Genomic DNA, 19,111 nt, shown 5'->3' on the forward strand with positions numbered 1-19,111 from the left:
GGATGAAGGGGAGGGCGGGGCGCCCGGTGAGGCTCCACTCTCGTGCGGACCCGTTTCGGGCGGCGCGTCCGCGTGTAAATTCGCCGTGACGCGAGAGGACGTTCTGTATGGCCTACCTGCTGTCGGACGCGATGCGGGATCCGCGCCTCGCCGCCATGCTCCCGGTGGTGGCCGCCGGGCACGCGGCCGCCGAGCGCGCCGTGATCCGCTGGGCCCACACGAGCGAGCAGCTCGACATCGCGCCCCTCCTCCTCGGAGGCGAGCTGCTCCTGATGGAGGGCGCGCTCCTCTCGACCGACCAGGACCCGGCGGAGTGCCGCGAGTACGTGCGGTCTCTGGTGGATGCGGGAGTCGGCGCCCTCGCTCTCGAGCTCTCGCCGCGCCTGCCCGCGGTGCCGCCGCCGATCGTCGCGGCGGCCGACGAGCTCGGCCTCCCCGTGCTCGCCCTGCCCCGGCGCGTCCCCTTCGTGCAGGTCTGCGAGAGCATCAACACCCACCTCACCGAGCAGAAGTTCCGGAGCATCCGACTGGCGGACAGAGTGTCCGGTCTGCTGGCCGACGCAGCCTCCGGGGACGCGGGCGTCGACGAGCTCCTGCAGGTCGTCGCCTCCGCGACGGGCGCCTCCGCCTCGCTCGTCTCGCTCACGGGCGACGAGATCGCCCGCGCCTCGCCCGGGCCGGGCGTCGACACGGAGCCGACGGCCGGGACGTTCTCGAACGTGCTGCACGCGGGCGACTCCCTCCTGGGCACCCTGCATCTGCGGGCCCACGCCGACGCCGACCTCCACGCCGTCGCCGTCGCGCTCGACCGGGCGCCGGACGTCCTCGCGATCGCCGTGCTCCGGCACCGCCCGCCGTCGGTCACCGAGCGGCTGACCGCCCAGCTCTTCGCGATCGCATCTGTCGAGCGCGCGGACCCGGCGGCCGACCTCCAGATCGACGCCTTCCTCGGCCGCCTCGGCGCCGGATCCCGGGAGCGCTACCTCGGCGTCCGGGCCGACACCGGTCACGACGACCGGCGGCTCCGCGCTCTGCTCCGCCTCCTGACGGGCGCGGGAGCGGATCCCGGCCCGGTGCTCTGCGTGGTCGGCTCCGAGCTGCTGGCGCTGCTGCCGTTCGCCACCGCCGCCGCGATGGAGGAGGGCCGGACGGAGCTCCTGCGCCTCGGCGCCGCCCTCGACTCGGACGCTCTGCTCTGCGTCGGAAGCGGGCTCGGCGGGCAGGAGCGGGTGCCCCGGGAGCTGGCGGAGGTGCGCGGCGCGCTCGAGTGGGCGCCCGCAGGCGGAGTCGTCGACTCGCGCCAGTACCGCCTGGAGCGGTTCGCGAGCTCCCTGCAGGACGATCCGGAGGCGGACGGCCTCGTCGAGGAGGTGCTCGGGCCCCTGCGCGCCCAGCGCGGCGAGCTGCTCGCCACCCTCGAGACCTTCGCGTCGCTGTGGGGGAGCAAGACGGCGACGGCGTCCGCGCTCGGCATCGGCCGGCAGACCCTCTACGACCGGCTCGCGCGGATCGAGGAGCTGATCGGCCCGCTCGACTCGTCGCCGGCCCGCGCCCGGGTCGTCATGACCGCCGTCTTCCTGCACCGGGCGCGCGCGGCGCTCCCGGCGGGCTCGCCGCCGGTCGGGCGGACGTTCCCGCCTCCCGCCGAACGCTGACGCGGCCGGACGGGATCGACCGGCTCAGGCGGGCAGCAGCTCCGCGACGAGCGCCTGCACGCGGGCCCTGATGTCGTCGCGGATCGAGCGGACCTCCTCGAGCGGTCGGCCCTTCGGGTCGGCGAGGTCCCAGTCCTCGTAGCGCTTACCGGGGAAGACGGGGCAGACGTCGCCGCAGCCCATCGTGATCACGACGTCGGAGGCCTGGACCTGCTCGGTGGTCATCAGCTGCGGGACGGCCTGCGAGATGTCGATGCCCTCCTCCGCCATCGCCTCGATCGCGATCGGGTTGATGCTGTCGCCGGGCTCGGAGCCGCCGGAGCGGACCTCGACGGCGCCGCCGGAGAGGGCGCGGAGGTAGCCGGCGGCCATCTGCGAGCGGCCGGCGTTGTGGATGCAGACGAAGAGGACGGTGGGGGCGGCCATCGGGGCTCCTGGTGTCGAGGGGCGGTGCTCGGAGGAGCACGGGGCGAGGGTAGCGCGCCCGGGCGAACGGCTCGCGCGCCTGCGGAGCCGGAGGAGACTCCGACGGCCGGGTCGGGAATATACCCCCCGGGGGTATGTTGCACCCCCCTGGACCGAACCGGAGGAGACACCATGACCGACCACGCCCACCACCACCCGACCACCTGGCGCGCCGCCGCCCTCGCGACCCTGCACTGCCTGACCGGCTGCGCGATCGGCGAGGTCCTCGGCATGGTGATCGGCTCCGCCCTGGGGCTGCCCGCCCTGACGACGGTCGCCCTCTCGATCGTCCTCGCGTTCGTGTTCGGCTACGCGCTCACGCTGCGGGGCGTGCTCCGCTCCGGAGTGACGTGGCGCGCCGCCGTCGGCATCGCCCTGGCGGCCGACACCGTCTCGATCGCCGTGATGGAGGTCGTCGACAACACAGTGGTGCTCGCGATCCCCGGAGCGATGGACGCGGGGCTCTCGTCCGGCCTCTTCTGGGGCTCGCTCGCCGGCGCCCTGGCCCTGGCCTTCGTCGTCACGACCCCGGTGAACCGCCTGCTCATCTCCCGCGGCCGCGGCCACGCGGTCGTCCACGGCCTGCACGGCTGAGCCGCGCGGGCCTCGACAGGGCGCCTGCGGCGGCTGCTCGACCAGCAGGAGGCGCGTGCCGATCGAGCCGCCCGGGCCGCGGGCGCCGCGAGATCCCGCCGGGCGTCAGCCCTGCAGGCGGCGGTAGTGGCGGTTGCGGACCGAGAGGATCGCGCCTCCGATCACCGCCGCGAGGAACGAGCCGGCCAGGACGCCGACCTTCACGTGGTCGTCGGACTCGCTGCCCGCGCCGAACGAGAGCTCGCCGACGAGCAGCGACACCGTGAATCCGATGCCGGCCACGAACGCCATGCCGATCACGTCCACCCAGCGCAGCGACGGATCCAGGCCGATGCCGCGGAACCGGGTCAGGAGGAAGGTGCTCCCGGCGATGCCGAGCGGCTTGCCGAGCACGAGGCCCGCGATGATGCCCACGGCGATCGAGTCCTGGAACGAGTCGACCAGGCCCGCGACTCCGCCGACCGTCACTCCGGCCGAGAAGAACGCGAAGACCGGCACCGCGACCGCGGTCGAGAGGACGCTCCAGCGATCGGCGAAGTGCGCGGCGAGGCCGTCGTAGACCGGGCGCCCCTCCGCATCCGACCCCACCTGCACCCGGGCGCGCTTCGTCGCGACGACCGGCACGGTGAAGCCGAGCAGCACGCCCGCGACCGTGGCGTGGATGCCCGAGGCGTGCACGAGCGCCCACGTCGCCACTCCGAGCGGGATCAGCACCCACCAGGCGCGCACGCCGCGCTGCACGCAGACCGCGAAGACCGCCAGCGGCACCAGCGCGAGCAGGAGCATCAGCACGTCGATGCCGGCGGTGTAGAAGACGGCGATGATCGTGATCGCGATGAGATCGTCCACCACGGCGAGCGTGAGGAGGAACGTCCGCAGCGCCGGCGGGAGGAAGCGGCCGACCACGGCGATCACCGCGACGGCGAAGGCGATGTCGGTGGCGGCGGGGATCGCCCAGCCGTCCAGCGCGGCTCCTCCGCGGGGCAGGTTCACCGCGGTGAAGATCAGGGCGGGGACGGCCACGCCGCCGACGGCCGCGACGATCGGCACGAGCGCCGTCTTCGGGTCGCGGAGCTTGCCGGCGACGAACTCCTCCTTGAGTTCGAGCCCGACGACGAAGAAGAAGATCGCGAGCAGGCCGTCGGCCGCCCACGACCCGACGCTCAGCTCGAGGTGCAGGGCCTCGGGGCCGAAGCGGAAGTCGCGGACCGCGCTGTAGAGCGCGGACGCGGGGCTGTTGGCGACGATCAGGGCGAGGAGGGTCGCGGTGAGCAGGAACGCTCCGCCGACCGTGTCCTTCTGGAGGGTCTGGCGGAGTCCCCGCCAGATCGAGTGGGGGGCCTGATCGGCGGGCAGGGGCTCGTGCGGCATGAGGGGTTCCGTCCGGAGGGGTGGGTGAGCGCGGGGACGCGGCCGCGGGCTCCGGAGGAGGGGCGGTCGCGGGTCAGCCGCGCGGCGGCGGGCAGCCGGCGATCTCGCCGTGCGCGTTCGTCCCCCACGAGCTGAGCCATCCGTTCGTGCCCGAGGCGCGCTTGGTCAGCAGCTGCCGGGTGGGGTACGCCGCGGCGGCGCGCGCGCGGGCGCGGCTCAGCGGAGGGAGGGTCAGGGGCACCGCACCAGGGTACCGGTGGCACCCGCGAGGGGGCCGGGTGTGCACGAGCGCTCGGAGGAGGAGCCGCCTCTCCCGCTGCCGAGCCTCCCCGCCCCCTCCACTCAGGGGACCTCGTGCCCCGGGCCCGGCTGCCCGCCGAGCAGCGGGCGCAGCGCGGTCGCGACGGCGTCGGCGCGCTCCTCGCCGCCGAACCACGCGTTGCCGGCCCGCACGAGCGGGTAGGCGGCCGCGAGGAGGTCGCGCCCCGCCGGGGTCAGGGCGATCCGGGAGTGACGGCCGCGGCCGCGCTCGGCGCCCCGGTCGAGCAGGCCCCGCTCCGCCAGCCCGGCGACCAGGGCCGTCATGCTCTGCGGGCGGACGCCGACGGCGCGGGCGAGGTCGGCCTGCGTCAGCCCGTCGGCCGCCGAGAGCTGCGCCAGCACGCCGAACTCGACCGGGCTGAGCCCGACCGGCGCGAGCGCGTCGCCGACCCGCCTCGCCAGGTCGCGGGCGGCGCGGATGACCGTCCAGGCGGCGATCGCGTCGACGTCGTCGCGGGTCAGGGAGAACTCCGAGGACATGGACCGAGCGTAGCGGCGTAGTCTTCGAGTATCAGTTAGTTGATACCTAGGAGGAATCATGAGCGACGTGATCGCGATCACCGGAGTCACCGGCGACGTCGGCGGCAAGACATTCGAGCGGCTCGTGGCGGCCGGCGCGCCCGTCCGCGCGATCGTCCGTCGGCCCGAGCAGGCGGCGGCCCTCGCGGCCCGCGGCCTCGACGCGCGGATCGCCGATCTCGGCGACGGGGCCGCACTGACCGCCGCCCTCCGGGGCGCCGACCAGCTCTTCCTGGTCACCGCCGCCACCCCGCGCCAGGCCGAGCACGGCGCCACCGCCGTCCGTGCCGCCCAGGAGGCGGGCGTCCGCGCGCTCGTGCAGCTCTCCGGCGGCGACGCGGCCGAGCACTCGCCGCTCCCCTGGGGCCGCGCGATCTGGCGGACCGACGAGCGGGTGCGCGCCTCCGGGCTGCCCGCGACGATCCTCCACGCCTCGGGCTTCCTGACGAACCTCGAGCCCTCGGCGCCCGCGATCTCGCGCGGCCTGCTCCCGCAGACGATGGGGCGCGGCGTCATCCCGTGGATCGACACCGCCGACATCGCCCGGGTCGCCGCGCACGTCCTCGAGGCGGGAGGGCACACCGGCGCCGAGCCCGTCCTCACCGGACCGGCTCTGCTCGACGGGCCCGGCGCCGCCCGCGAGCTGACCGCGGGGCTCGGCCGTCGCGTCCGCTACCTGCACCTGCCCAGCCGCGTGTTCGCCGCTGTCCTGCGCCTCACCGGCATGTCCGCGTGGCAGGCGGAGGGGCTCCGCCGGCAGTTCGGAGTCGTCGCCCGCCGCGGCCTGGACGGCGTCGACGTGCTCACCGACGAGGTCGAGCGGATCACGGGGACGCCGGCCCGCTCGACGGCCGACTGGGCGCGGTCCCGCCGCTCCGTGCTCCTCGGACGGGAGCAGCCGCGACCCCTGCACGCTCCACCCGGCACCGGTACCCCTACCCGTGGATCCGCCGCAGGCGCATCGTAGGGCTATGAAGCAGATCCAGTACGCCGGCGCGACCTTCCAGGTGGGGGACGCGGTCGCCGACGCGCTCGTCTCCTACGCCTCCGGGCTCGCCGCCCACGGCCGCACCGACAGTGTCGAGCTCCCTGTGCTCGGCGGCGACGGCCACGCGACGGTCGTGACGCTGCTGCTCAACTCCGCGACGAGCCTCTTCGTCTCCGGCGCCGCAGGCCTCCTGCCCGGGCTCGACGAGAAGGCGGTCGCCGCCGACCTCCGCCAGCGGACGCAGTGGCTGGACGCGGTCCCGGCGGTCACCGCCGTGGAGCCGAGCGCTCCGGAGGACCTGATCTGGCTCGAGTTCCCGGAGGTCGCGGCCCTGATGGACCCCGAGACCGGCGCCCACTCCCCCGCGACGCTCCACCTCGTCGAGCACTCGCCGCGGCGCGACTCCCTCGTCTTCACCGTCGTCTACGTCAGCACCCTCGACCGCGACCTGGGCTCGGGGGAGATCCGCCGGCTGCTCGAGACCTGCCGCCGCAACAACGTCGAGCACGGCGTCTCGGGGATGCTCGTCTTCCGCGGCCGCCGCGTGATGCAGCTGCTCGAGGGCGAGGAGTCCGACGTGCGCTCGCTCTACGCGCGGATCCTCGCCGACCCGCGGCACGAGGGAGTGGTCACCGTCTGGACCAGCGTGCACGAGCAGCGCCGCTTCCCGGACTGGTCGATGGGCTTCGACGAGCTCGACCTGCCCGTCGAGCGGCCCGCCTCCTGGCCCGAGCCGGACCTCCCCGAGCAGTCGATCGACGCCGTGGCGGACGACTACCTCCGCCGCCGGTCGGAGGCGCTGCGGAGCGCGCTGGTGAGCAGCGACCCCCTCGTCGCGAGCCTCGCCGTCATCCTGCACGGGCACCGCCCCGAGCGCGTCCTCGAGGGCGGCGCCGGAGTGCGGCTGCGCTGCGCCGAGTGCCGCGCCTTCGACGCCCACGACGGGTACGACTCCTACCCCTGCGCGACCGCGAGGACCGCGATCCAGGCGCTCGAGGCGGCCTGACGCGAGCCGGGCGGCCGTGCGGGATCACCGTCCCGGGGCACTCCGAGCGCACCCCCCTTCCGCGCGTCTGCGCAAGCCCGTCCGCTCGCCCCGGCGCGCCCCTAGGGTGAGGCCATGACCGATCCCGGCGCGGCCCGCCACGACGTCCTCATCATCGGCGGCGGCAACGCCGGACTCTCGACCGCGGGACGGCTGCGGCGCTCCGGAGTGGACGACGTCGCGGTGATCGAGCCCCGGTCGACCCACGTCTACCAGCCGATGCTCTCCCACGTCGCGGGCGGCACCGCACCCGCCTCCGCGGCGACCCGGCCCCAGGGCTCGGTGACGCCGAAGGGGGTCGTCTGGATCCAGGACCGCGTCGAGACGCTCGACCCGGTCGCGCACACGGTCACCCTCCTCTCCGGCCGCACCGTCGGCTACGGGCAGCTCGTCGTCTGCCCCGGGATCCAGAAGGACTGGGCCGCGGTCCCCGGGCTCCAGGAGGCGATGGACTCGCCGTTCGGAGTGTCCAACTACGAGTACGAGTACGCCCGCAAGGCGTCGCAGGTGCTCCGCGAGGTCCGCTCCGGCACCGTCGTCTTCACGCAGCCCGGCGGCCCCGGCACCTGCTCCGGCGCCTCGCAGAAGCCGATGTACCTCGCCTGCGACTACTGGCGCGCGACCGGCGTCCTCGACCGCATCCGCGTCGTGCTCGTCGTGCCGACCCCCACCCTGTTCGGGATGCCGCTGATCGACTCCAAGCTCGAGCGGAAGGTGGCGGAGTACGGGATCGAGGTCCGCTACGGCCGCGAGCTGGTCAAGGTCGACGCGGCCGAGCGGAGGGTCGTCCTCGCCGTCGACGAGCGCGCAACCGCCCTCCCCGGCCCCGACCGCGCGCGGCGCTCGACCGACGGCCCGCGCGAGACGCTGTCGTACGACGTGCTGCACGCCGTGCCCCCGCAGTCGGCCCCCGACTGGCTGGCCGGCACCGGACTGGCCGCCGAGGGCGACGAGGGCGGCTTCGTCGAGGTCGACCCGCTGACCCTGCGGCACCCGCGGTTCCCCGACGTCTGGGGGCTCGGCGACGCGGCGGCCACGGTCAACTCGAAGTCCGGAGGAGCGCTGCGCCAGCAGACCACCACGCTCGCGAAGAACCTCGTCGCCGCGCAGAAGGGCCGCCCGCTCCCCCGCGTGTACAACGGCTACTCCGTCTGCCCCTTCGTGGTCTCGCGGTCGAGCGTGGTGTTCGCCGAGTTCGACGACCGCTACCGCCCGAAGCCGACCGTCCCCTTCTGGACGGGCCTGGCGAAGGAGCGGCGCCTCACCTACCTCGCCGACCGCCGCGTCCTGCCGTGGGTGTACTGGAACCTGATCCTGCAGGGACGGGCCTGAGCGTCCTCTTCCGGACATGTCCGGAAGAGGCGCTTGCCGCTGCCGGAGGCGCTCCCGAGACTGAGGGGTCGGCACCACCGTCCGACGTGCCCCCTCGTCTCCTGGAGGACCCGATGCGGCCCAGCCCGACTCCCGACCGCTCCGGCACCGCGCGATGACGACCGCGCAGGACTGGGGGCCCTCGACCGACGCGGACTCCGCCGGCGGTCCGCCTGCCTCGCGGAGGCAGCGCGTGCGCGCCTGGATGCGCGGCGGCTCCTTCGGGCCGACCGGCCTCACCCGGCGCGGCTGCCTCCTGGTGCTGGCGTCGGTGCTCGTGGTGGCGGTGCCGGTCGTCGCGCTGACGCTCGCGCACGTCGATCCGCACGCGTCGCTCAAGGTCTGGATCCTGGCGATCACGCTGATCGCGCTGGTCGGAGCGCTGCTCCGGGTCGTCGCCGACGCCGGTCCGGACCCGCAGGCCGACCTCGACCGCGCGGGCAAGGCGGTCGGAGCGGTGGCCGCGGCCTACACGGCGCTGGCCGTGATCATCGACTGGGGGATGCTGCACCTCTGAGGCGCGGTCAGCGGGCCTCGTCGCGCGGGTCGTCCGTGCCGTCGGGAGCGCTGCCGATCACGTCCGGTGTGCCGCCGGTGCCGCCCTGCGCGCTCCCGGTCCCGCCCTGCGCCGCTCGCTCGTCCTCGCGCCGGCTGAGCCAGCCCGGGCCCTCGCGCCGCAGCCGCTCCGCCTCCGGACTCGGGACGGGCGGCGCCGCCGGCCGCCGCAGGAGCCGCACCTGCCGGACCGCGCCGAGCACCACTCCGGCGCCGAACAGCGGCAGGCCGAGCAGGAGCACCAGCCACAGCGGCGCGTGCCGGCGTCCGCCGCCGACGACCGCGCCGAGATCCCAGCCCGCGTCCGCCGCCAGCCAGAGCATCCCCGCCACGAAGACGGCGCTCACCAGCGAGAGCGCCCAGGGCTGCGCGAGGAGGAGCGCCTGCGTGCGCTCCGTGCGGAAACCCTTCGCCATGCGCCGATCCTAGGCGGGCGTCAGCCGGCGAGGATCCGGTCGACCAGCCCCTGCGCGTCGCCCTCCGCGGGAACGATCTGCACGGTGTCGCCCTCGATCGGCTGCATCACGGAGAGCGCCGACTCGACCCGGTCGCCCACGCGGAGGAGGAGCCGGGCGTCGGCCCCCTCGTCGATGGCCGCCTGCGAGCCGCGGCGCAGGAGGGCGGCGCCCGCCTCGTCGAACCGGACGTCGACGACCCCCGTGCTCGGATCGGCCTCGACCGCGGCGACGCCCGCGCGGGTGAAGTCCTCGGGATCGACGAGGACGTCCTGCCCGCCGACCGGGACGCACTGCGGATCGGAGCCGGGCTCGCAGAGCGCCGAGACGGCGACCCCGAGGCCGCCGACGGGCTCCGGAGTGGCGGACGGGGACGCCGCGAGCGACGACCCGGCGGAGCAGCCGGTCAGGGCGAGCAGGAGGAGCGCGGCGGCTCCGGGGGCGGTGCGGCGGATCACGGGGTCTCCTCGGGTCGCGTCGGAGCGCGCCACGATACCGAGGCTCCGGCGCTGCGGCCACTCGGCGGCACAGCTCGGGCGGAGCAGCTGCGGGCGGAGCGGCCGGTCCGCGGCCCGGCGGGGCAGGCGGCGGCGACCCGCCCCTCAGAGCCGGACGACCAGCTTCACCGCCGACACACCCTCGTGCAGCCGGTCGAGGGCGGGCTGCAGCGCGGCGAGCCCCTCACCCACCACCTCGGGCGCCGGGGCGCAGACGTGACGGCCCTCGGCGAGCGCCGCCGGCAGGTGGTCGCGCCACAGCATCGGCCCCACCTCGTTCGTCATCAGCGAGCCGCCCCAGACGAAGCGGGCGCGGATGCCGCGGCGCCGGGCCGCGATCTGCAGCGCCGCGGTGCCGCCGACCACGCGCAGCATCGTCCGTACGAAGGCGGCGCTGACACCGCGCCGACGCGGGAGCGAGCCGAACGAGACGGAGGGGCTGGCCAGGGCGACGCGTCGCGCTCCGGTGCCCGCGGCCACCGCCACCGACGGAGCACCGGAGCCCGTCCCGATCGCGAGCACCCCCGCGACCTCATGGCCCGCGAGCGCCGCCACCAGGTCGGCGACGACGGTGGGGCTGCGGTAGTCGAGCACGATCTCGGCGCCCAGCTCGCGCATCCGATCGTGGTTGCGGGGGGACGCGGTCGTCGCCACGCGGTGCCCGGAGGCGACGGCGAGCTGGATCGCGTTGCTCCCCACGCTCGTCGTCCCGCCCCAGACCACGACCGTCCTGCCCGTCGGCCGGACCGGGACGCTCGGGTGCAGCAGGGCGAGGTGGTCCCGCTGGAACAGCGCCGTCGCCGCCGTCGAGACCGCGAGCGGCAGCACCGCCGCCTCCTCGAAGCCCAGCCGGTCGGGGATCGGCGCCGCCAGGTCCTCGCGCACGACCGTGTACTCCTGGAAGGCGCCCTCGTCGCGGTTCCGCCGCCCGCGCTCCATCCCGACCGCGTACGCGACGACCCGGTCGCCGACGGCGAAGCGCGTCACTCCAGGGCCGACCGCCTCGACCACTCCCGCCACGTCCTCCCCGAGCACCGCCGGGTACGGCACCCACCGGAACATCAGATCGCCCGTCCACTGCTTCATCTCGTCGACCGGATTCACGGCCAGGGCGCGGTTGCGCAAGAGGACCTCCCCCGGACCGGGGACGGGCATCGGAGCGGGGCGGACGACGAGGTCGGCCCGCGGGGCGGTCAGCAGGGCGGCGGCGTTCTCGGGCACGGGCGGCTCCAGTCGGAAGTGATGGCAGGACGTGTCGTCACACTACTCCTGATGACACGTCGTGTCGTCAGCTATCCTGGGCGGATGTCACGCTGGGCCCCCGATGCCGCCCTCCGCCTCGAGCAGGCGGCGATGGAGCTCTTCGCCGAGCACGGCTACGCGGGCACCACCGTCCCCGCGATCGCGGAGCGCGCCGGGCTCACCACCCGCACCTTCTTCCGCCACTTCGCCGACAAGCGCGACGTCCTCTTCCTCCGCGAGCGCGAGTTCCCCGAGATCGTCGGCCGCCTGCTCGCCGGCGCCCCCGCCGGCCTCGCGCCGATGGACCTCGTGATGCACGGCCTCGAGGCGGCCGCCTCGGGCGACCTCCAGACCTGGCGCGCTCCGATCGCCGCCCGCCGTGCCGTCGTGCGCTCCGAGCCGCAGCTGCGCGAGCGCGAGCTCCTGAAGTCGGCCGCCCTCGCCGAGAGCATGCGCGCCGCCCTCGTCGACGCCGGAGTCGCGCCGGAGGACGCGGCCCTCGCCGCCCTCGCGGCCTCCGCCCTCTTCGACCTCGCCCTGGAGCGCTGGCTCGCCGCGCCCGAGGGGTCCCTCCTGGTCGACGTCCTCCGCGCCGAGCGCGCACGCCTCGGCGCGCTGCTCGCGCGCTGACCCCGCATGACGCTGTCGAGGCGTCGCGAACGGTCGTCCTCCGCGGCGGGAGGCGGCCGTTCGCGACGCCTCGGACCGGCGAGCGGGGGACGATCCGCTCAGAGCGCCCAGGGGAAGGCGGGGGCGTTCGAGCGGGCGCCCTGCGCGGCCTTCGAGCGGCCGGGCTCGCCGAGCTCGGCGAGCAGCGCCTCCGACTCGCCGACGAGGACCGCGAGCGCGCCGGGCGTGAACCAGTCGGGGCGCAGGGCGAACAGGAGGTCCTCGGTCGCCGTGTTGCCGCTGGCGCCCGGTGCGAAGGGGCAGCCGCCGAGGCCGCCGAGCGCGCCGTCGACCACCGCGGCCCCGGCCTGCACGGCGGCGATCGCGTTCGCGACGCCCGAGCCCCAGGTGTCGTGGCCGTGGAACACGATCTCGCGGGGCGGGGCCTCCGCGGCCACGCGCGAGACGAGCGACGCCACCTGGCCGGCGTGCGCCTGACCGAGCGTGTCGCAGACGACCACGTCGGCCGCTCCCTCCGCCCGCGGGTCGCGCGCGATCGCGAGCACGCGCTCCGGGTCGACCGGGCCCTCGAACGGGCAGGTGAAGGAGGTGGCGATGCACAGCTGGATCCGCCCGCCGACGCTCTCGGCGAGCGCGACCGCCTCCGGCATCGCGGCCATGCTCGCCTCGGTCGGTCTGCCGACGTTGGCGAGGTTGTGCGAGTCGGACGCGGAGAAGCAGTACTGGAAGCGGCGCGCCCCCGCAGCGGCCGCACGCTCGACGTGGCGCGGAGTCGCGACCCACACCCAGCACCGCTCCAGCTCCTCGGGAGTGAGCGCGGCGATCACGTCGAGGGTGTCGGCCATCGGAGGGACGAGGTCGCCGCGCGCGAGCGAGCCGATCTCGAGCTCGGGCACTCCCGCGGCGAGCAGCGTGCGCGCGAGGTCGACCTTGCGCTCGGTCGTCAGGAGCTTGCCGGTGAGCTGCAGGCCGTCGCGGAGGGTGACGTCTCGCAGGCGCGCGGTGGCGAGCGCGGTCACCGGCCGGCCTCCTCGGCAGCGGCGGCGGAGGGAGCGGCAGGAGCCCCGCCGGCGGAGGGAGCAGCGGGACCGGTGCGCCGGAGCATCCCCAGCACCTCCTCGGTGTCCTGGCCCAGGTCGGGCGCGAGCGAGCGGATGGGGAGGGAGCGGCCGCCGAGCACCGGCACGATCCCCGGGAAGCCCACGCCGCGCAGAGTGCCGCCGGCGTCCTCGACGTCGAAGGCCTGGATCATGTCGCGCGCCGCGTACTGCTCGCTCGCGCTGATGTCGGCGGCCGTGTAGATCGGGCCGGAGGGGACGCCCTCGTCGTCGAGGACCGCGAGCGCCTCGGCGGCGGTGCGGCCCGCCGTCCACGCGCCGATCGCCGCGTCCAGCTCGTCGCGCCGGGCCCAGCGCTGCTCGTTCGAGGCGAGCGCCGGGTCCTCGCCCAGGTCGGCGCGGCCGATCACCGCCATCAGCCGCTGGAAGATCGCGTCCGCGTTCCCCGCGATCACGATGCTCGCCCCGTCGGCGCAGGTGTAGGCGTTGGTCGGGGCGATGCCCTCCATCCGCCCGCCGACGCGCTCCCGGACGATGCCGTGCGCCTGGAAGTCGGGGATCAGCGACTCCGTCATCGAGAACATCGCCTCGTGCAGCGCCACGTCGACGACCCGCTCCGCCAGCGGTGCCGGATCCAGCCCCGCGGAGCGGCGGGTCTCGCGCTGGAACAGCGCCATCATCACTCCGTAGCCCGCGTACAGCCCGGCGATCGAGTCGCCGATCGAGACGCCGACGCGCACGGGCGGCCGGTCCGGGTCGCCGACCAGCTCGCGGAACCCGCCCATCGCCTCCGCGACCGCCGCGAACCCGGGCCGGGCCGACAGCGGGCCGGTCTGCCCGAACGCGGAGATGCGGCCGATCACGATGCCGGGCCGGGCCTCGTCGAGCACGTCCGGCCCGATCCCCCAGCGCTCGAGCGTGCCGGGCCGGAAGTTCTCGAGCACCACGTCGCACTCGGCGACCAGGCGGCGGACGGCGTCCCGCCCCTCGTCCGTGCGCAGGTCGAGCGCGATCGAGCGCTTGTTGCGGTTGATCGTGTGGAAGAGGAGCGAGGTCTCGGACCCCTCGTGCAGCCGCCAGCGGCGCAGCTCGTCCCCCGTGCCGGGCCGCTCCACCTTGATCACCTCGGCGCCGAAGTCGGCGAGCAGTCGGCCAGCCGTGGGCGCCGCGATGAAGTTGCCGAGCTCGAGGACGCGGACGCCCGCGAGCGGGAGGGGTGCGGTCATGGCACGGCCTTTCGCTCCCGTCGAGGCTAGCGCGGAGGACGGCGCCACCCCCTGCCCTCACGCGGACGCCCGACCTACACTTGCCGGACATCATGCGCAGACACACCCTCACTCCGCGACCGGACTGGCGAGCCCGCTGCGACGAGATCGGCTTCAGCTTCTACGACCTCCCCTCCGAGGGCGGCCGCCCCTACTGGAACGAGTCCGCGGCGTACTCCTTCGAGCCCGCCGAGATCGACCTGCTCGAGCGCACGACCTCGGAGCTCTTCGACCTCTGCATGGAGGCCTGCGAGCTCGTGGTGCGGAAGGGCCGCTTCGCCGAGTTCGGCATCCCGCCCCGCTTCCACGAGCTGGTGCGCACCTCGTGGGACGAGGACGACCCCACGGTCTACGGCCGCTTCGATCTCGCCTACGACGGCGCGGGCGCGGTGAAGCTGCTCGAGTTCAACGCCGACACCCCGACCTCGCTGGTCGAGACCGCCGCGGCCCAGTGGCAGTGGCTCGTCGAGACGAAGGGTCCCGACGCCGACCAGTTCAACAGCCTGCACGAGCAGCTCGTCGAGCAGTGGCGCCACCTCCGCCTCGAGCGCTGGAGCCTCGACGAGGGCGCCCGCCTGCACCTCGCGTCGCTGCACGACTCCGGAGACGGCGAGCTGATCGTCGAGGACGCCGACACCGTCGCCTACATGGCCGAGACCGCGGCGCAGGCCGGCTTCGACCCCAAGCTGATCTTCGTCGAGGACATCCGCTACGAGTTCGACGGCGCCGGCTTCCTCGACGGCGACGGCGAGCCGATCCGCCACGTATTCAAGCTGTACCCGTGGGAGTGGATGCTCGGCGAGCAGTTCGGCGGCCTGCTCCTCGACCGGCGCGAGCGCACCCGCTGGGTCGAGCCGGCGTGGAAGCTCCTGCTCAGCAACAAGCAGCTGCTGGTGGTGCTGTGGGAGATGTTCCGCGGCCACCCGAACCTGCTGCCCGCCTCCGTGCATCCGCTGCCCGGCACCGCCCAGGTGCGCAAGCCGCGCCTGGGGCGGGAGGGCGCCAACGTGACGGTCCTCGACGCCGACGGCTCGGTCGTCGCCGAGAACGGCGGGAGCTACGGCGCCGAGGGCTTCATCCACCAGGAGCGCGCCGAGCTGGCCCGGGTCGACGGGAAGACCGTCGTCATCGGCAGCTGGATCGTCGGCGAGACCCCGGCCGGCATCGACGTGCGCGAGACGAGCAGCCTGATCACCGGCGACCTGGCGGAGTTCGTCCCCCACTACATCGAGGGCGGACGGAGCGACGGGGCCGCGACGGACGCGGACGCCGCGTCGGCCGCCTCCCGCCCCGGGCACGGCGCCACCCCCGCCTACGGCGCTCCCGCGTCCGGCACCCCCGCGCCCGAGTACGGCGCCCCCGAGCACGACCGGCCGCAGGACACCCGCGCGGCCCGCCCGCAGGACGAGGAGACCCGATGACGGACGACGACCGCACCCCCGGCGATTCCGGGACGCCGAACTCCGGGAACGACTGGGGCAGCCGCGAGCCCGCGGCGGGCTCCGGCACGCCGAGCGGCGGCTCGAGCGGCGGCACCGGCCGCGGCGACGGCCCCACCCGCACCGCTCCCCACCGCTCCCGGAGCGTCGGCATCAGCGGCATCGCGAAGAACCGCCGCGGCCTGCTCATCGGCGGCGCGGTCGCGGTCGGCGCGGTCGGCCTCGCCGTCGCCCTCGCGAACGGCGGCCCCTCGACCGACGGCGTCGTCGCCACGGGAGCGGACGGCCAGGACTACGTCATCCCCGAGAACGCCGAGCGCCCCGTCTACGCGAGCCGCGAGGACTGCCTCGCCGACGTGCGGGAGCAGATCGCCCAGCTCCAGGCGCAGGGCGAGGAGGTCGGCGACGACCCCGAGCAGCTGTGCGAGGCGACCGACGAGTACCGCGGGCACTACGCCGGCGGCTTCTGGCTCGGCCCGCTGATCTTCGCGTCCTCGCGCTGGAACTCGACGCGGGCGACCAGCTGGGCGCCCGTCGCGTCCGGCGGCTTCGCGGCCCGCGGAGCGACCCAGCCCGACGTCGTGCAGCGCGCGCCGGCCGGCTCGACCGTCGGCTCGAAGGCGACCCTCTCCGGCGGCTTCGGCGCCTCCGGCAAGTCCGGCTTCGGCTCCACCGTCGGCGGCTGACCGCGGCGCACCTCCGCCCTCGCGCCCGGGACGCGGGGCGAGACATCCGCCGAGACACCGCTCGCACGCCGGCCGTCTCGTCGATCACGGGGACGGCTCGCCGCCGCTCCCGCTCTCAGGAGGAGGGCGTCGCGCTCGGGAAGAAGTGCCGCTCGACGGGATCGCCGTCGGCGTGGGTCAGCGCCGCCGCGCGGATCTCGCGGTCGCGGCCGGTGAGCCGCTGGGTCTCCTGCCGCCGGAACTCGCCCCACGAGGGCACCATGAACGTCTCCAGCTGCACGTCGGCCTCCTCCCCGCTCCGGTAGAGCGCCCACCGCGAGGCGCCGGTCCGGCGGCGGGAGCTCTCCAGCAGCCGCATGGCCGATCGGAAGTCCGCGAGGGAGTCGGGGCGGACCGTCCACGAGATCTGCACCATCACCGGCCCGTCCGTCGGCTCCGGCTCGAACACCAGCGTGGGCGTGGGCCACGACATCGAGATGCTGCGGTCGACGGTTCCCGTCCCCGGCAGCAGGGGCAGCACCCGCACGCTGGCCGCCACGAGGAGGAGCAGAGCGGCCGCCGCGGCGTACGCGGGCGCGGTGCCGAGCACCTGCGCGGCCAGGCCCCAGCCGATCGACCCGACCGCCATGGTCCCCATGAAGACCAGGATGTAGATCGAGGCTCCGCGGGACCGCACCCACTGCGGCAGTGTGAGCTGCAGTGCCGCGTTCAGCACGGTGAGGGTGCCGATCCAGGCCAGCCCCGCGAGGACCAGCAGCAGCAGCGCCGGGACGAGGGGCAGGAAGGCCGCCGCGAGCGTCCCCGCCGCGAACAGCACGGCGCTCGCCCCGATGACGACGTCGTCCGAGAGCTTCCGGCGGGCGAGCGGCAGGGCGAAGACGCCGAGCACGGCACCGGCACCGAGGGCCCCGAGGAGGAAGCCGTAGCCGCTGGAGTCGAGCTGGAGGCGCTTCGCGGTGAGCGGCAGCAGCGCCCAGAGCGCACTGGCCGGCAGGGCGAAGAGCGCGGAGCGGAGGAGGATCCGGCGGACGAGGTGCGCGGAGGCGACGTACCGGATCCCTCCCTTCAGCGCGGCGCCGAACTGCTCGCGGTCGTCGAGGCCGGTCTGCGCCGGCCGCTTCCACCAGAGCAGAGCGAGCACCGCGCCGATGAAGCTCAGGGCATTGATGCCGAAGACCACCGGAGCGCCGAACGCCGAGAGGACGACGCCCGCTAGGGCCGGGCCGACCGCGCGCGCGCCGTTCACCGTCACCCCTCCGAGGGCCGACGACGCCGCGATCAGGTTCCGGGGCACGAGCTCCGGCTGGATCGCCTGCCAGGCGGGCGAGGTCAGGGTGGAGGTGATGCCGAGGAGGAAGGTGAAGGCCAGGATCGTCCACGGCGTCAGCGCACCGACCGCCGCCACGACCGTCAGAGCCGCCGCCAGCAGCGCGCTGGCCGACGACCCCCAGATGAGCAGCCGCCGCCGGTCGAGCGAGTCGGCCAGCACGCCCGCGGGGAGGGCGACGAGGATCGAGGGCGCCAGGCTGGCCGTCTGCACGAGCGCGACGACCGCCGCGCCCGCGGCCGCCTCGACCAGGTACCACTGGGCTCCGACGGTCTGCATCCAGGTGCCGATGTTGCTGCCCAGCTGGGCGAACCACAGCACGCGGAAGGCGGTGATCGCCATGGGCGCCCAGGCCGACGGCTGCGCCGGCGCGGACGTCTGCGCCGGGGCGGCGGGAGCCGGAGCGACGTCCTCAGTCACGGGGCACGGCCTGCCGCACCGAGAAGAGGTTGCCGAACGGGTCCAGCAGCTGGCACAGCCGCTCCCCCGTGAACACCGTCTTCGGACCGCGGTGGGCGACGGCGCCGTTCGCCGTCCAGTCGGCGACGACGGCGTCGACGTCGGGAACCGTCCAGTACGGGCTCGTGCCGTCGGGTCCGGGCCGGTTCAGCTCGTCCCGCTCGTGCAGCGTCAGACGGGTGCCGTCCAGGTCGTAGGCCACGAGCGCCCCGCCGCGGACGACGGGCTCGCGCCCGAGCCGCGCCGAGTACCAGGCGACAGCGGCGTCGAGGTCGTCGACGAAGTAGAAGACGTTGCCGACTCCGGCGAACTCCGTCGTCGTCATGCTCGGGCCGGCGGGAGGGCGTCGCGGAGGAAGGCGAGCGAGGGGCCGATGGCCGCCTCCGTGTACCCCTCGGCGTGACGGGTGCCCGGGATCAGCTGCAGCGTGCTGGCGACTCCGACCGCGGAGAGCGCCGCCTGCATGGCCTGCGCGTCGCTCACGGGGACGAACTCGCCGAGCGAGTTGGCCAGGAACACCGGCCCGCCGTCCGGGGAGGCGTGGCGCGTCGTGGAGGCGGCGGTGAGCAGCCCGCGGTCGCCCCCGACCTCGTTGAGGATCGTCCAGCGCAGGAAGGCGTCGTTCCGGCCGGTCTGGTTGATGTCGGCGCTCTTCATGGCGTCGAGGTCCTGCGTCGTCGGCGTGGCCGGGAGGTCGTCGGTCGCCTCGACGATGCCGAGGAGGTCGAACATCCCCGACCAGCTGACGGCGGGCCGACCGGTGGCGATCGCGGCCTCCACGACCAGGTTCCCGCCCGCCGATCCGCCGAAGAACGCCAGCCTGCTCCGGTCGAACGCCCACTCGGACGCGACTGCCCACCGCTCCGCGGCGAGCACGTCGTCCCTGCTGGCCGGGAAGACCGAGTCCGGAGCCTCGCGGTAGTCCGCCGCGAACACGAGGTAGCCGGCGTCGACCAGCATCGTCGCGAGCGCCCGCTCCTTGCTCTTGTCCCCCCGGAACCACCCGCCGCCGTGGATCAGCACGACGGCCGGCCGAGCGGCGTCCTCGGCCGGGGACACCGACCTGCTGTACACGTCCAGCACCTGCGGCGACGACCCCCCTTCGACGTACGGAACCCCGATGCTCACTGACGGCTCGTCCGACACGGTGACCCCCTCCGGTCCAGATT

21 protein-coding genes are annotated in these 19,111 nt (G+C 75.0%); 9 read left to right on the forward strand and 12 right to left on the reverse strand.

Annotated elements, in window-relative coordinates; genetic code table 11:
• Positions 1–107 precede the first annotated feature (107 nt).
• Positions 108–1,655 carry a PucR family transcriptional regulator gene (locus C5C35_RS13555; RefSeq protein ID WP_104263305.1) on the forward strand — a complete coding sequence of 516 codons (1,548 nt, stop codon included), beginning with the start codon at positions 108–110 and terminating at the stop codon, positions 1,653–1,655.
• A gap of 24 nt (positions 1,656–1,679) precedes the next feature.
• Here the strand turns inward: C5C35_RS13555 and C5C35_RS13560 are convergent, their stop codons facing one another.
• Positions 1,680–2,081: an arsenate reductase ArsC gene (locus tag C5C35_RS13560; RefSeq protein WP_104222419.1), complete on the reverse strand. Its 402-nt coding sequence runs from the start codon at positions 2,079–2,081 to the stop codon at positions 1,680–1,682.
• A gap of 171 nt (positions 2,082–2,252) precedes the next feature.
• On the opposite strand from C5C35_RS13560, the gene C5C35_RS13565 reads away from it, so the two are divergent.
• Positions 2,253–2,714, forward strand: coding sequence for a DUF4396 domain-containing protein (locus C5C35_RS13565; RefSeq protein ID WP_104263306.1), 462 nt, complete (start codon positions 2,253–2,255; stop codon positions 2,712–2,714).
• A gap of 105 nt (positions 2,715–2,819) precedes the next feature.
• On the opposite strand, the gene nhaA is transcribed toward C5C35_RS13565, so the two are convergent.
• The 3 genes from nhaA to C5C35_RS13575 form a co-directional block, all read right to left on the reverse strand.
• A complete protein-coding gene (gene nhaA / locus C5C35_RS13570) occupies positions 2,820–4,085 on the reverse strand; it encodes a Na+/H+ antiporter NhaA (RefSeq protein ID WP_104263307.1) in 1,266 nt (421 codons plus the stop codon).
• 73 nt (positions 4,086–4,158) lie between these two features.
• On the reverse strand, positions 4,159–4,326 hold the full coding sequence (locus C5C35_RS17040; RefSeq protein WP_181027217.1) for a hypothetical protein: 168 nt from the start codon (positions 4,324–4,326) through the stop codon (positions 4,159–4,161).
• Positions 4,327–4,427: 101 nt separating this feature from the next.
• The gene (locus C5C35_RS13575; protein ID WP_160035578.1) at positions 4,428–4,886 is read right to left on the reverse strand and encodes a MarR family winged helix-turn-helix transcriptional regulator; all 459 of its coding nucleotides are present in this window, start codon (positions 4,884–4,886) and stop codon (positions 4,428–4,430) included.
• Positions 4,887–4,944: 58 nt separating this feature from the next.
• Here C5C35_RS13575 and C5C35_RS13580 point away from each other — a divergent pair, with 58 nt between their 5' ends.
• The 4 genes from C5C35_RS13580 (at position 4,945) to C5C35_RS13595 (ending at position 8,846) form a co-directional block, all read left to right on the forward strand.
• Positions 4,945–5,892 carry an NAD(P)H-binding protein gene (locus tag C5C35_RS13580; protein WP_104263309.1) on the forward strand — a complete coding sequence of 316 codons (948 nt, stop codon included), beginning with the start codon at positions 4,945–4,947 and terminating at the stop codon, positions 5,890–5,892.
• 4 nt (positions 5,893–5,896) lie between these two features.
• Positions 5,897–6,919: a BLUF domain-containing protein gene (locus tag C5C35_RS13585; protein WP_104263310.1), complete on the forward strand. Its 1,023-nt coding sequence runs from the start codon at positions 5,897–5,899 to the stop codon at positions 6,917–6,919.
• Positions 6,920–7,033: 114 nt separating this feature from the next.
• Positions 7,034–8,290 (forward strand): NAD(P)/FAD-dependent oxidoreductase, encoded by a 1,257-nt coding sequence (locus tag C5C35_RS13590; RefSeq protein WP_104263311.1) that lies wholly within the window; start codon positions 7,034–7,036, stop codon positions 8,288–8,290.
• Positions 8,291–8,522: 232 nt separating this feature from the next.
• Entirely contained in the window at positions 8,523–8,846 is a 324-nt protein-coding gene (locus C5C35_RS13595; protein ID WP_104305349.1) for a hypothetical protein, read from the forward strand.
• Positions 8,847–8,853: 7 nt separating this feature from the next.
• Here the strand turns inward: C5C35_RS13595 and C5C35_RS13600 are convergent, their stop codons facing one another.
• The 3 genes from C5C35_RS13600 to C5C35_RS13610 all read right to left on the reverse strand — a co-directional run bounded on the left by C5C35_RS13600 (position 8,854) and on the right by C5C35_RS13610 (position 11,057).
• Positions 8,854–9,300, reverse strand: a complete 447-nt coding sequence (locus tag C5C35_RS13600; RefSeq protein ID WP_104247793.1) for a hypothetical protein — start codon at positions 9,298–9,300, stop codon at positions 8,854–8,856.
• Positions 9,301–9,320: 20 nt separating this feature from the next.
• The gene (locus C5C35_RS13605; protein ID WP_104263312.1) at positions 9,321–9,797 is read right to left on the reverse strand and encodes a hypothetical protein; all 477 of its coding nucleotides are present in this window, start codon (positions 9,795–9,797) and stop codon (positions 9,321–9,323) included.
• Between the two features lie 144 nt (positions 9,798–9,941).
• Positions 9,942–11,057 carry a zinc-binding alcohol dehydrogenase family protein gene (locus C5C35_RS13610; protein ID WP_104263313.1) on the reverse strand — a complete coding sequence of 372 codons (1,116 nt, stop codon included), beginning with the start codon at positions 11,055–11,057 and terminating at the stop codon, positions 9,942–9,944.
• An 84-nt stretch (positions 11,058–11,141) separates the two neighbouring features.
• On the opposite strand from C5C35_RS13610, the gene C5C35_RS13615 reads away from it, so the two are divergent.
• The gene (locus C5C35_RS13615; RefSeq protein ID WP_159940693.1) at positions 11,142–11,708 is read left to right on the forward strand and encodes a TetR/AcrR family transcriptional regulator; all 567 of its coding nucleotides are present in this window, start codon (positions 11,142–11,144) and stop codon (positions 11,706–11,708) included.
• 98 nt (positions 11,709–11,806) lie between these two features.
• Here the strand turns inward: C5C35_RS13615 and C5C35_RS13620 are convergent, their stop codons facing one another.
• Positions 11,807–12,727, reverse strand: coding sequence for a hydroxymethylglutaryl-CoA lyase (locus tag C5C35_RS13620; RefSeq protein WP_181065492.1), 921 nt, complete (start codon positions 12,725–12,727; stop codon positions 11,807–11,809).
• A complete protein-coding gene (locus C5C35_RS13625; protein ID WP_104263314.1) occupies positions 12,724–13,992 on the reverse strand; it encodes a CaiB/BaiF CoA-transferase family protein in 1,269 nt (422 codons plus the stop codon). The genes C5C35_RS13620 and C5C35_RS13625 overlap by 4 nt, the downstream gene beginning before the upstream one ends.
• 92 nt (positions 13,993–14,084) lie before the next feature.
• Here C5C35_RS13625 and C5C35_RS13630 point away from each other — a divergent pair, with 92 nt between their 5' ends.
• Both C5C35_RS13630 and C5C35_RS13635 read left to right on the forward strand, forming a co-directional pair.
• On the forward strand, positions 14,085–15,452 hold the full coding sequence (locus C5C35_RS13630; RefSeq protein WP_104263315.1) for a glutathionylspermidine synthase family protein: 1,368 nt from the start codon (positions 14,085–14,087) through the stop codon (positions 15,450–15,452).
• A complete protein-coding gene (locus C5C35_RS13635; protein ID WP_104263316.1) occupies positions 15,449–16,156 on the forward strand; it encodes a hypothetical protein in 708 nt (235 codons plus the stop codon). The genes C5C35_RS13630 and C5C35_RS13635 overlap by 4 nt, the downstream gene beginning before the upstream one ends.
• 115 nt (positions 16,157–16,271) lie before the next feature.
• Here the strand turns inward: C5C35_RS13635 and C5C35_RS13640 are convergent, their stop codons facing one another.
• Genes C5C35_RS13640 through C5C35_RS13650 form a run of 3 tightly spaced genes read right to left on the reverse strand, consistent with a single transcriptional unit; the run spans position 16,272 to position 19,070 of the window.
• On the reverse strand, positions 16,272–17,903 hold the full coding sequence (locus tag C5C35_RS13640; RefSeq protein ID WP_244230571.1) for an MFS transporter: 1,632 nt from the start codon (positions 17,901–17,903) through the stop codon (positions 16,272–16,274).
• A complete protein-coding gene (locus C5C35_RS13645; RefSeq protein ID WP_104234343.1) occupies positions 17,896–18,267 on the reverse strand; it encodes a VOC family protein in 372 nt (123 codons plus the stop codon). Before C5C35_RS13645 ends, C5C35_RS13640 begins: the two co-directional genes overlap by 8 nt.
• Positions 18,264–19,070, reverse strand: a complete 807-nt coding sequence (locus C5C35_RS13650; protein ID WP_181134088.1) for an alpha/beta hydrolase — start codon at positions 19,068–19,070, stop codon at positions 18,264–18,266. Before C5C35_RS13650 ends, C5C35_RS13645 begins: the two co-directional genes overlap by 4 nt.
• Between the last annotated feature and the right edge of the window lie 41 nt (positions 19,071–19,111).

Source organism: Rathayibacter sp. AY1F8 (genome assembly GCF_002932165.1).
GTDB lineage: Bacteria > Actinomycetota > Actinomycetes > Actinomycetales > Microbacteriaceae > Rathayibacter.

What these genes read in the sequence shown, in the direction of transcription:
- C5C35_RS13555 (WP_104263305.1), top strand. Translation starts at nt 108, where the DNA reads ATGGCCTACCTGCTGTCGGACGCGATGCGGGATCCGCGCCTCGCCGCC.
- C5C35_RS13560 (WP_104222419.1), bottom strand. Translation starts at nt 2,081, where the DNA reads ATGGCCGCCCCCACCGTCCTCTTCGTCTGCATCCACAACGCCGGCCGC.
- C5C35_RS13565 (WP_104263306.1), top strand. Translation starts at nt 2,253, where the DNA reads ATGACCGACCACGCCCACCACCACCCGACCACCTGGCGCGCCGCCGCC.
- nhaA (WP_104263307.1), bottom strand. Translation starts at nt 4,085, where the DNA reads ATGCCGCACGAGCCCCTGCCCGCCGATCAGGCCCCCCACTCGATCTGG.
- C5C35_RS13575 (WP_160035578.1), bottom strand. Translation starts at nt 4,886, where the DNA reads ATGTCCTCGGAGTTCTCCCTGACCCGCGACGACGTCGACGCGATCGCC.
- C5C35_RS13580 (WP_104263309.1), top strand. Translation starts at nt 4,945, where the DNA reads ATGAGCGACGTGATCGCGATCACCGGAGTCACCGGCGACGTCGGCGGC.
- C5C35_RS13585 (WP_104263310.1), top strand. Translation starts at nt 5,897, where the DNA reads ATGAAGCAGATCCAGTACGCCGGCGCGACCTTCCAGGTGGGGGACGCG.
- C5C35_RS13590 (WP_104263311.1), top strand. Translation starts at nt 7,034, where the DNA reads ATGACCGATCCCGGCGCGGCCCGCCACGACGTCCTCATCATCGGCGGC.
- C5C35_RS13600 (WP_104247793.1), bottom strand. Translation starts at nt 9,300, where the DNA reads ATGGCGAAGGGTTTCCGCACGGAGCGCACGCAGGCGCTCCTCCTCGCG.
- C5C35_RS13615 (WP_159940693.1), top strand. Translation starts at nt 11,142, where the DNA reads ATGTCACGCTGGGCCCCCGATGCCGCCCTCCGCCTCGAGCAGGCGGCG.
- C5C35_RS13625 (WP_104263314.1), bottom strand. Translation starts at nt 13,992, where the DNA reads ATGACCGCACCCCTCCCGCTCGCGGGCGTCCGCGTCCTCGAGCTCGGC.
- C5C35_RS13630 (WP_104263315.1), top strand. Translation starts at nt 14,085, where the DNA reads ATGCGCAGACACACCCTCACTCCGCGACCGGACTGGCGAGCCCGCTGC.
- C5C35_RS13635 (WP_104263316.1), top strand. Translation starts at nt 15,449, where the DNA reads ATGACGGACGACGACCGCACCCCCGGCGATTCCGGGACGCCGAACTCC.
- C5C35_RS13645 (WP_104234343.1), bottom strand. Translation starts at nt 18,267, where the DNA reads ATGACGACGACGGAGTTCGCCGGAGTCGGCAACGTCTTCTACTTCGTC.